The 10,723-nt window shown below is 69.7% G+C and carries 11 protein-coding genes and 1 riboswitch; of the genes, 8 read left to right on the top strand and 3 right to left on the bottom strand.

Annotated elements, in window-relative coordinates; all coding sequences use genetic code 11:
- Positions 1-662, bottom strand: a 662-nt coding sequence (gene thiD, locus H0W38_RS08155; protein ID WP_292452758.1) for a bifunctional hydroxymethylpyrimidine kinase/phosphomethylpyrimidine kinase, incomplete at its 3' end; no start/stop codon positions are given.
- Between the two features lie 56 nt (positions 663-718).
- Positions 719-830, top strand: a riboswitch (TPP riboswitch).
- Positions 831-901: 71 nt separating this feature from the next.
- Here thiD and thiC point away from each other — a divergent pair.
- The 7 genes from thiC to H0W38_RS08120 all read left to right on the top strand — a co-directional run bounded on the left by thiC (position 902) and on the right by H0W38_RS08120 (position 7,346).
- Positions 902-2,803 (top strand): phosphomethylpyrimidine synthase ThiC, encoded by a 1,902-nt coding sequence (gene thiC, locus H0W38_RS08150; RefSeq protein WP_292452757.1) that lies wholly within the window; start codon positions 902-904, stop codon positions 2,801-2,803.
- Between the two features lie 61 nt (positions 2,804-2,864).
- The gene (locus H0W38_RS08145) at positions 2,865-3,935 is read left to right on the top strand and encodes an FAD-dependent oxidoreductase (RefSeq protein WP_292452760.1); all 1,071 of its coding nucleotides are present in this window, start codon (positions 2,865-2,867) and stop codon (positions 3,933-3,935) included.
- A 20-nt stretch (positions 3,936-3,955) separates the two neighbouring features.
- Positions 3,956-4,153, top strand: coding sequence for a sulfur carrier protein ThiS (gene thiS, locus H0W38_RS08140; protein WP_292452756.1), 198 nt, complete (start codon positions 3,956-3,958; stop codon positions 4,151-4,153).
- 155 nt (positions 4,154-4,308) lie between these two features.
- Positions 4,309-5,091 carry a thiazole synthase gene (locus H0W38_RS08135; protein WP_292452759.1) on the top strand — a complete coding sequence of 261 codons (783 nt, stop codon included), beginning with the start codon at positions 4,309-4,311 and terminating at the stop codon, positions 5,089-5,091.
- Entirely contained in the window at positions 5,088-6,191 is a 1,104-nt protein-coding gene (locus H0W38_RS08130; RefSeq protein WP_292452755.1) for a thiamine phosphate synthase, read from the top strand. Before H0W38_RS08135 ends, H0W38_RS08130 begins: the two co-directional genes overlap by 4 nt.
- An 80-nt stretch (positions 6,192-6,271) precedes the next feature.
- The gene (locus H0W38_RS08125; protein ID WP_292452754.1) at positions 6,272-6,637 is read left to right on the top strand and encodes a hypothetical protein; all 366 of its coding nucleotides are present in this window, start codon (positions 6,272-6,274) and stop codon (positions 6,635-6,637) included.
- A complete protein-coding gene (locus H0W38_RS08120) occupies positions 6,624-7,346 on the top strand; it encodes a bacterial transcriptional activator domain-containing protein (protein WP_292452752.1) in 723 nt (240 codons plus the stop codon). Before H0W38_RS08125 ends, H0W38_RS08120 begins: the two co-directional genes overlap by 14 nt.
- Before the next feature lie 186 nt (positions 7,347-7,532).
- Here H0W38_RS08120 and selD read toward each other — a convergent pair whose 3' ends face one another.
- A complete protein-coding gene (selD, locus tag H0W38_RS08115; RefSeq protein WP_292452751.1) occupies positions 7,533-8,609 on the bottom strand; it encodes a selenide, water dikinase SelD in 1,077 nt (358 codons plus the stop codon).
- A 31-nt stretch (positions 8,610-8,640) separates the two neighbouring features.
- Positions 8,641-9,636 (bottom strand): selenoneine biosynthesis selenosugar synthase SenB, encoded by a 996-nt coding sequence (senB, locus tag H0W38_RS08110; RefSeq protein WP_292452750.1) that lies wholly within the window; start codon positions 9,634-9,636, stop codon positions 8,641-8,643.
- A 97-nt stretch (positions 9,637-9,733) separates the two neighbouring features.
- Between senB and H0W38_RS08105 the strand changes: the two genes are divergently transcribed.
- Positions 9,734-10,723: SUMF1/EgtB/PvdO family nonheme iron enzyme (locus H0W38_RS08105; RefSeq protein WP_292452748.1), on the top strand; the 990-nt coding region annotated here is incomplete at its 3' end.

Here is a 10,723-nt window from a genome sequence, read left to right as displayed (position 1 = left end):
AGCGTGCAGCCCGTGCCGTGCAGGTTGCGGCTCGCGATGCGCGGCGACTGCAGGCGCTGCGCATCGCCCGGCCCGCAGGCCAGCACGTCGACGACGGTGTCGCCGCGCAGATGACCGCCCTTGAGCAGCACGGCGGGCGCCCCGAGCGCCAGCAGGTCGTGTGCAGCGGCCTCGAGCTGCTCTGCACTCGTGATGTCGCGGCCCAGGAGCAACGCCGCTTCGTCCAGATTGGGCGTGACGACGCTGGCCAGCGGGAACAGCTCGCGCACCAGCACCTCCACCGTCTCCGGCGCCATCAGCCGGTCGCCGCTGGTGGCCACCATCACCGGGTCGAGCACCACCTTGCGAACGCCGTAGTGCCGCAGCGCATCGGCCACCACTCGCACGATCTCGGGCGAATGCAGCATGCCGATCTTCACCGCGTCCGCGCCGATGTCGTCCATCACGGCGGCGATCTGCGCCCTCACCGTTTCTGCCGGCAGCGCATGGACGCCGGACACGCCGAGGGTGTTCTGAACCGTGATCGCTGTGATCGCAGTCATGCCGTAGCAGCCCAGCGCCGCGAAGGTTTTCAGGTCGGCCTGGATGCCGGCGCCGCCGCCGCTGTCGGAGCCGGCGATCGAGAGCACACGCGGGTACTCGTGGGTGTGTTCGGATGTCATGCAAGTGCTTTGAAGGGGTGCGATGGCGCGCAGAAAACGAATGCCGCTAAGATGCCACCTGCTTGTCGGGGCGCCGAGACGAAAGTCGAGGCTGAGACCACTTCAGAAGTGGAACCCGCTGAACCTGATCGGGATCATGCCCGCGTAGGAATCAAGTGCAACGGCCTTTCGTGCGCCGCTTTTCGAAGCGAAGCACGAAACCCAGGCAAGCCTCTTTCAACGAAGCCCCTGGAGCACGAATGGCCAAGACCCAACTGCAAGTCGATACCGACGCTCTCTCGCGCCGCATCACCCGCGAGCCCTTTGCCGGCTCGCGCAAGGTGTACCTCGGTGCCACGCGGCCCGACGTTCGCGTCCCCTTCCGGGAAATCTCGCTGAGCAACACGCTCACGCAAGACGCCGACGGCCAACAGCAACACGAGCCGAACCCGCCCCTGCGCGTGTACGACGCGAGCGGCCCCTACACCGACCCCGCGGCGCAGATCGACATCACCCGCGGCCTGCCGCCGCTGCGCGCGGCGTGGATCGAAGAGCGCCGCGACACCGAGCTGCTCCCCGCCATCAGCAGCGCCTACGGCCGTGCCCGGCTCGACGATCCCACGCTCGCCAGGCTGCGCATGCCCCATGCGCCGCTGCCGCGCCGGGCCAAGGCGGGGCGCGGCGTCTCGCAGATGCATTACGCCCGCCGCGGCATCGTCACGCCCGAGATGGAGTTCATCGCCGTGCGCGAGAACCTCGTGAAGGCGCAACTGCGCGAGCGGCTCGCGACGGAGCGCCTGCCCCAGCGCGGCCAGGCCTTCGGCGCGAAGATGCAGCAGGACATCACCGCCGAATTCGTGCGCGACGAGGTGGCACGCGGCCGCGCCGTGATCCCGAACAACGTCAACCACCCCGAGAGCGAGCCGATGATCATCGGGCGCAACTTTCTCGTGAAGGTCAACGCCAACATCGGCAACTCGGCCGTCACCTCGAGCGTCGAGGAAGAGGTCGACAAGCTGGTGTGGGCCATCCGCTGGGGTGCGGACACGGTGATGGACCTGTCCACTGGCGAGAACATTCACGAGACGCGCGAATGGATCCTGCGCAACTCGCCCGTGCCCATCGGCACCGTGCCGATCTACCAGGCGCTGGAGAAGGTGAACGGCAAGGCCGAAGACCTGACGTGGGAGCTCTTTCGCGACACGCTCGTCGAGCAGGCCGAGCAAGGGGTGGACTACTTCACCATCCACGCCGGCGTGCGCCTGGCCTACGTGCCGCTCACCGCGAACCGCCTCACCGGCATCGTCTCGCGTGGCGGCTCGATCATGGCGAAGTGGTGTCTGTCTCACCACCGCGAGAGCTTCCTGTACGAGCACTTCGACGAAATCTGCGAAATCATGAAGGCCTACGACGTGTGCTTCTCGCTCGGCGACGGCCTGCGCCCCGGCTCGATCGCCGATGCGAACGACGAGGCACAGTTCGCCGAGCTTCACACCCTGGGCGAGCTGACGCAAGTCGCGTGGAAGCACGACGTGCAGGTGATGATCGAAGGCCCCGGCCACGTGCCGCTGCAGCTCGTGAAGGAGAACGTCGAGAAGCAGCTCGAGGCCTGCTTCGAGGCGCCCTTCTACACGCTGGGCCCGCTGATCACCGACATTTCGCCGGGCTACGACCACATCTCCTCAGCGATGGGCGCCGCCAACATCGGCTGGTACGGCACGGCGATGCTGTGCTACGTGACGCCCAAGGAGCACCTGGGGCTGCCGAATCGAGACGACGTCAAGCAGGGCCTCATCGCCTACAAGATCGCCGCCCACGCCGCAGATTTGGGCAAGGGCTACCCCGGCGCGCAGATGTGGGACAACGCGGTCTCCAAGGCACGGTTCGAGTTCCGCTGGGAAGACCAGTTCCGCCTGGCCATCGACCCCGACACGGCGATGAAGTACCACGACGAGACGCTGCCCAAGGACAACGCGAAGGTGGCGCACTTCTGCTCGATGTGCGGGCCGAAGTTCTGCTCGATGAAGATCTCGCAGGAGGTGCGCGAGTTCGCGAAGCTGCAAGCAGCGCCCGCTGCGCCGATCAAGGTGATCGAGGTGGCGCGCGCGCTGGACGACAAGGCCCAGGAGTTCCGCGAGCGTGGTGGCGAAATTTACAGCTGAGGCGTTGAACGCGGCAAAGCAGCCTGCCGCTGAGTCGACGCGCGCCAAGCCCGCGAGCGCCGTGCCCGCCGTCGTGCTCGGCGCCGGCCTGATGGGCCGGCTGCTGGCCTGCAAGCTGGCCCGGCGCGGTCATCCAGTGCAGGTGTTCGAGGCCTGCGGCGCCGATGCGCAGGGCTCGGCGGCGCGGGTTGCGGCCGGCATGCTGGCGCCGCTGGCCGAATCGGCCATCACGGAAAGCAGCGTCGTGCGCATGGGCCGGCATGCGCTGGAGCGTTGGCCGCAGCTTCTCGAAGCTTTGCCGTCGCCGGTGTTTTTTCAGCAGGACGGCACGCTGGTGCTGTGGCACCGGCAGGATGCCGCCGAGGCCGACCGCTTCGGCACGCAACTCGCCGCCACAGCGCGCCGCTTGCCCGAGCTGCCCGTCGCGCAAACGCTCGATGCCGCAGCGCTGGCGCGACTCGAACCCGCGCTCGGAGAGCGCTTCTCGCAAGGCCTCTACCTGCCGGCTGAAGGCCAGCTCGACAACCGCGGACTGCTCTCGGCGCTGGCGATGCAGCTCGAAACGCTGCAGGTCCCTGTGCACTGGCGCAGCCCGCGCACGCCCGAGCACATCGACCCCGGCCCCGAGGGCTGGCTGTTCGACTGCCGCGGCCTGGGCGCGCGCGCGCAGTGGCCGGCGCTGCGCGGCGTGCGCGGCGAGGTGATCCGCGTTCACGCACCCGGCGTGGCGCTGTCGCGCCCGACCCGGCTGCTGCATCCGCGCTACCCGCTCTACATCGCGCCCAAGCCCGAGGGCGTGTTCGTGATCGGCGCGACCGAGATCGAGTCCGACGACTGCTCGCCGGCCAGCGTGCGCTCCGCGCTCGAACTGCTGAGCGCGGCTTACACCGTGCATCCGGGTTTCGGCGAAGCGCGCATCCTGGAGATCGCCTCGCAGGTGCGGCCCACGCTGCCCGACAACCTGCCCGCGCTGCGCTGTCTTGGCCCGCGCCGCGTGCAGATCAACGGCTTGTACCGGCACGGCTTCATGATCGCTCCGGCGTTGCTCGACGCGGTGCTGGAAATCATGGACACGGGCCGCTCGCCGCTGGCCGAGCGCTTCGAGTTGCGCCTCGAAGGCTTCACCGACTGAGTTCATCGACCAAGCCGCTCATGCAGATTTTCATCAATCACAAGCCCCGCGAACTGCCCGAGGGCGCCACGCTGGCCGATGCCATCCAGGCCCTGCAGCCGCAGCCGCCCTTCGCCGCCGCGGTCAACCTGCAGTTCGTGCCGCGCACCGCCTACGGACAGCAAGCGCTGAACGACGGCGACCGCATCGAAATCATCGCGCCTGTCACCGGAGGCTGAGGAAGCCCATGCCCAAGATGGAACTGAACTTGCCGAAGGAACCGCTGCAGCGCGTTGGCTCCTTCTCCCGCTCGCGAGAGAGGGCGGGCGATGAGGGTGTAGCGCACTGCGCCGACCCTCTCCCGCAAGCTGGAGAGGGAGCCAGGCCTGACCCGCTGGTGCTCTACGGCGAAACCTTCGCCAGCCGCCTGCTGCTCGGCACCTCGCGCTACCCCTCACCGGCCGTGCTGCACTCGGCCGTGCAGCGCGCGCAGCCCGCCATGCTCACCGCATCGCTGCGCCGCGAAGGCGCCGGCTCGGGTGAAGGCAACGGCGGCCAGAGCTTCTGGCAACTGCTGCAAACGCTCGGCGTGCCGGTGCTGCCCAACACCGCCGGCTGCCACAGCGCCGACGAAGTCTTCACCACTGCCCAGATGGCCCGAGAGGTCTTCGGCACGCCGTGGATCAAGCTCGAGCTGATCGGCGACGACTACAGCCTGCAGCCCGACACGCTCAACCTCGTCGAAGCCGCGCGGCGCCTCGTGCGCGACGGCTTCAAGGTGCTGCCCTACTGCACCGAAGACCTCGTGCTCTGCCAGCGCCTCGTCGATGCCGGCTGCCAAGCCGTGATGCCCTGGGCCGCACCCATTGGCACCGGCAAGGGACCCGTCAATCCGTATGCGATGCGCCTGCTGCGCGAGCGCCTGAGCGTGCCGCTGATCGTCGATGCCGGCCTGGGCCTGCCCTCGCACGCCTGCCAGGTAATGGAGTGGGGCTATGACGCGGTGCTGCTCAACACCGCGGTTGCGCTCGCGCAGGACCCGGTGGCGATGGCCGGCGCCTTCGCCGACGCGGTGCGCGCCGGGCGCAGCGCTTTTCTCGCCGGCGCGATGCGCGAGCAGCACACGGCGCAGCCAAGCACGCCGGTGCTGGGCACGCCTTTCTGGCACGAAACATGAACTCCAACGACGCCAGCAAAAATCGCGACGGCACCCGCACAGACAAACGCAACGGTGGCCGCCCGAAGGACCATGCTGGCGGCGACACGGACAGTCGCACCGACGGGCGCATCAGCGGCCCCGAAGACAGCCGCATCGATGAGCGCAACAGCGACCGGATCGACAGCCGCACCGACCGCCGGATCGACGAGATGGCGCAGGCCGTCGTGGCCGCCCACGGCCCCTTCCTGGCCCTGCCACTCGCCGACCCGACGCTTCCTGTGCCCGAGCACGATGAGCCCGAGTACCTGGCCGCGCTGCATGCCTGCACCGCGCTCGGCTTCATTGCGCCCGATGCCTTGCGCGTGGCCCGCGCATGGCGAAACAGAACACGTCGCACCGGCGCATTCGACGCGCGGCAGTGGCCCGACGACCCCGCCGACTTCGGCGTGGCGCCCTACCCTCGCACCGACGCTTTCGCGCCGTGTCCGCACGCGCTGGGCCTGTACGCCGTGCTGCCCGACGCGGCCTGGGTGGGGCGCATGGCACATGCCGGCGTGCCGACTGTGCAATTGCGTTTCAAGTCCGACGACCCGCAAGCGGTACGCTGCGAAGTGCGAGCGGCCGTGGCCGCAGTGCGCGGCACCGGGGCAAGGCTGTTCATCAACGACCACTGGCGCGACGCCATCGAAGCCGGTGCCTACGGCGTGCATCTCGGGCAGGAAGATCTGCGCGACATCGATGCCGACGGCCTCGCCGCCATCCGCAGCACCGGCCTGCGCCTGGGCCTGAGCAGCCACGGCTATGCCGAGATGCTGCGCGCCGATGCCCACAGCCCCAGTTATCTCGCGGTGGGCGCCGTCTTCCCCACCACACTCAAGCGCATGCCCACGCCGCCGCAGGGCATCGGCCGTCTGCACGCCTACGCGCGGCTGATGCGCAACGCTGCGCTCGTGGCCATCGGCGGCATCGACGCGAGCCGCCTTTCGGCCGTGCTGGCGAGCGGGGTCGGCTCGGTAGGCATCGTGCGCGCCTTGATACAGGCGCCGCAGCCCGAGGCGGCGGCGGCGAGCCTGGCCGCGATGATCGACGCGGCGACGGCCGCGAGGGCCGGGCGCTGATACGGCAGCCCCTCCCCGGAGCAGAATCCCGCCGAGGCCCGCTGCGCGAGGCGGTGGGCTGTCTCACGAGGAGGCGGCGCTTGGCCAGCATGCAGCCGATGGCGGCTACGCGGAGCATCTGCATCCAGCTTCATGCCTACCCGCAGTTGCTGGTGGACGGCCGCATCGTGCCCCTGCAGCTCAAGCGCGCCTGGGCACTCGTCGCCTGCCTCAGCGACGCCGCGCCCAAGATGTCTCGGGCCCAGGCGGCCAACCTGCTGTGGCCGGACGCAGACATCAGCGTCGGACGCACGCGGCTGCGTCGGCTGGTGCACCAGATCAACACGAGCTGCGAGCTCGAACTGGTGGCGGGCGATGCCGACACGATCTGGCTCGCGCGCCAGGCCGTCTCGCTCGCCGTGGACCTGGCGCAGACACAGCTCGCCGCTGGCGGTGCTCGACGCTAAAGCCCGCCCTCTCGATGCCGCACGGCTGCTGCAACCCGCATCGCACACGGTCTTGGCCGGCTTCGCGCTCGACTCCGAAGCCTTCGAGGCGTGGCTCGAGGCCAAGCGCCGGGAGCACGCGCGCCTGTTGATGCGGGCGCTGCAACGCATGGCCGAACGCGAGCTGCTGCTCGGTCATTTCGACGCAGCGCTGCAATCGGCGCGCCGGCTGCTCGAGATCGACGCCTGTGTCGATGCGGGCCACGCGCTGGTGCTCGAAGCGCTCGGCCGGCTGGGCCAGGGGGCGGCGGTCGAGGCGGCCTATGACCAGTGCGCCAGTCTCATGCGCCACGAGTTCGGCATGCGGCCCTCGGCCGCGGTCGAGGCCGCGTATGCGGCGGCCTGCGCAGCGCTGCAGGGCGAAGCTTCGTCGCCTGCAGCCCGGCCACGGTCAGCGACCGGGACGGCTCCGGCGCAGCGCTACGCGAGCACCGCGCTGGGTTCGGTGGCCTACGCGACCCTGGGCACGGGGCCCGATACGCTGGTGCTGGTGCCCGAGGCCTGGTCACACATCGAGGCCTCGCTCGACGAGCCGCGCATGCGCGGCGCGCTCGACCGGCTGGCGCAGCGCTTTCGCGTGGTGATGCTGGACCGCCGTGGTGCGGGTCTGTCCGAACGCATCGGCGTGCCAACACCCCGGAGGCGGCCATCGAGGACGTGCTCGCGGTGATGGACTGCCTGGGGGGGCTGGGTCTGGGTCCGTGGGGCCGCGGCTTCGGGCTCGGCCAAGATCGTGTCGGTGTTCATCGAAGTCTCCGGGACGTGAGGTGAAAGGAAGGCGCGCAGCATAGGCAGCGAGCGTCCTTTCTTCGTCCCGTGCGCCCGCCTACAAGCGAACGCTCAACCGGCGTGCGGACTACCGCTCGACGTGCAGCCCCGCCGCCCCGGCCTCCACGCGGCCCACCACCGCGGCTTGCGCGAATCCATCGGCGCGGAAGATGCGCAGCACTTCCTCGGCGCTCTGCGGATCGCAGCTCACCAGCAGGCCGCCCGAAGTCTGCGGATCGCTGAGCAGGTCCTGTGCCGTGCCCGGCAGCTGGGGCGCCAGGCTAATTTCGGCGCCATAGCCGGCCCAGTTGCGCCCCGACGCGCCGGTGACGAAGCCGTCGGCCGCCATCGCGGCCACGCCGTCCATGAGCGGCACCTTCGGCCACTCGATCACCACGCGCGCCTTCGCGCCACGCGCGAGTTCGAGCGCATGGCCGGCGAGGCCGAAGCCGGTCACGTCGGTGATGGCATGCACGCCGGCCAGGTCGGCCAACGGCACGCCGGGCTTGTTGAGCTTCGTGGTCGTGGCGATCAATTGCGCATAACCGGCCGCATCGAGCTTGCCCTTCTTCAGCGCCGCCGACAGCACGCCCACGCCCAGCGGCTTGCCGAGGATGAGCACGTCGCCCGGCTTCGCGTCGGCATTGCGGCGCACCTTGCTCGGGTGCACCAGCCCCATGACCACCAGGCCGTAGATGGGCTCGACGGAATCGATGGTGTGGCCGCCGGCGATGGGGATGCCCGCCTCGCGGCAGACCGATTCGCCGCCCTTGATGATCTGACCGATCACTTCCACCGGCAACTGATTGATCGGCATGGCCACCAGCGCCAGCGCCATGATCGGCTTGCCGCCCATCGCATACACATCGCTGATCGCATTGGTGGCGGCGATGCGGCCGAAGTCGAAGGGGTCGTCGACGATCGGCATGAAGAAGTCTGTGGTCGCGATGAGCGCCTGCTCGTCGTTGAGCCGGTACACCGCGGCGTCGTCGGCGGTCTCGATGCCGACCATCAGCTCGGGCGGAATCAGCCCGCCGGCGCTGTTGCGCAGAATCTCCGACAGCACGCCGGGGGCGATCTTGCAACCGCAGCCGCCGCCGTGCGAGAAGCTGGTCAGGCGCAGCGGTGCGGCGGGCGCGGTAGTGCAGGCGGTGGTGTCGTTCATGATCGAAGTTCCTGACGATACAAAGCAGTTTTCATTGTGTCAGCAGGCCGGCCGGAGCATGGACCGAACCGTGCAAAAGCAGTTCTCGCAACAGGGTGCGAACGGCCGCGGACTCCACCGCCGGGGTGAAGCGCGGCTCGAGCACGGCGCATTGCGCCTGCAGGTGCGCGTCGAAATCGGGGTCGCTTGCGAAACGCTGCATCAGCGCTGCCAGGGCCTGCGCATCGCCCACCTTGAAATAGCCGTCGTAGCCGCTCCCGAGCAGGCCCACGTTGCCGTCAATACGGCTGGCCAGCACGGGCACGCGCGAGCGCAGCGCCTCGATCAAGACGTTGGCGCCGCCCTCCATGCGGCTCATGTGCACGAGCGCGCGCGAGCGCGCGATCCAGCGCCGCGTCCCGGTATGCGCCAGGCCGCCGAGCCAGCGGTAGGCCGCGCATTCCATGGCGCAGCGCTCGGCGGCGGCTTGCAGATCGGCGTCGAGCGCATTGCCGATATGGTGGATTCGGACCTTCGTGTCGGTTGGCAGCAGGCGCGCAGCGCGCATCAGCGTGAGTGGGTCTTTCTCTTCGCGCAGATGCCCCACGGCCACCAGATCGAAGCGCCGCCGGGCCCGGTCGTGGCGGACCAGCCGCGGCGCCGACTGCACGATCACTCGCGCCTTTGCGCGCGCACCGGCGCCCAGCCGGTGCAGCCCCTGCTCCTGCAGCACGATCAGGTGACTGGCACACTCGACCGAATGCCGCGCACTTGCATTCGACTCCAAGTCCCGGTACAGATCGGTGCCGGTCAGCACCAGCGCCAGCGGCCTGTGCGGATGCCGCCCGGCGAAACGCTCGATCGACTCCGCCGAGCGCCGCGCATGCAGCGCGATCAGCGCATCGGCAGGCGTGCCGTCCCAGGTCAGCGTGATTTCCACTTCCGCCAGCGGCGCCAGAAAACGCTGCCAGCGCGAGGCCGTGTGCCAGTTGCCGTTGTTGGCGCCGGCCGCGGCCGGCGAGACGATGCACACGCGAGGCTTGCCCATGCGGCCATGTTGGCACGGCCAACCCGCCACCCTTGCCCGCAATGACAGCGATGACCGATCCACGTTGTCTGCCTACAAACGATCTGGCGCGGCCGCCATGACTTCAATCGCCGACCCGCGTCGGCTCGCCGGCAATGCGCTCGCGCAGGCGCTGCGCGAGAGCCGTGCCTGCACCCGCGCCCTGACCGACGACCTCACCGACGCGCAGTGGCAAGTGCCGCACCGCCCCGGCATCAACCCGGTCGCCTGGGAACTGGCGCACCTGGCCTGGTTCGCCGAGTTCTGGGTGCTGCGCGGGCCGCACCGCGTCGACGACGAGGGGCGCGTTCACGCCGACCGGCCGGCACGCCACGCGGGGTCCGACGCGCTGCTCGATTCGAGCCTGCTGCCGCACGGCGAGCGCTGGTCGGCTCCGCTGCCCACGCGTGCGCAGGTCGTGGCGATGCTCGATGCCCAGCTCGATGCCTGCCTGGCCGCGCTGTCGCGGACCGACGGCGACAGCGATGACGACCGCCTGTACTTCCATCGCCTGGCGCTCTTCCACGAAGACATGCATGGCGAGGCACTGACCTGGTTGCGCCAGTCGCTCGGCTACGCGCCGCCAGCACGCTCGGAGCTGCCGCGCCACGCGCCTTGCGCGCCGGTTCACGTGCCAGGCGGCGAGCGGTGCATCGGCTGGCCTTCGGGCCGGCGTGGCTTTGCGTTCGACAACGAACTGCCGCCGCGAAGCGTTCGCCTGGCGGACTTCGAGATCGACGCGGCGCCGCTGTCGGCGGGGCAGTTCCTGCGCTTTGTCGAGGCCGGCGGCTATGACCAGCCCGCGTTGTGGCCCGGTGCGGCGGGCCGCTGGCGCGCGCAATCGGCTCCGAGCCATCCGCAGCGGTGGCGTCGCAGCTCGCGCGCCGGCGGCCCTGCCGGTTGGGAGCACCACTGGTTCGACCGCTGGCTGCCGCTCGATCCTGCGCAACCGGTCATCCATGTCAATGCCTGGGAGGCCGAGGCCTATTGCCGCTGGGCCGGGCGCCGGCTGCCGAGCGCGGCCGAATGGGAGCATGCGGCGATCAGTGCGGCGCCGGCAGAGCCGGAC

This window comes from Methylibium sp., assembly GCF_013817365.1.
Taxonomy (GTDB): domain Bacteria; phylum Pseudomonadota; class Gammaproteobacteria; order Burkholderiales; family Burkholderiaceae_C; genus Methylibium.
Note: the sequence above shows the minus strand (reverse complement) of the source record. Positions and strands in the feature narration are given on the sequence as shown.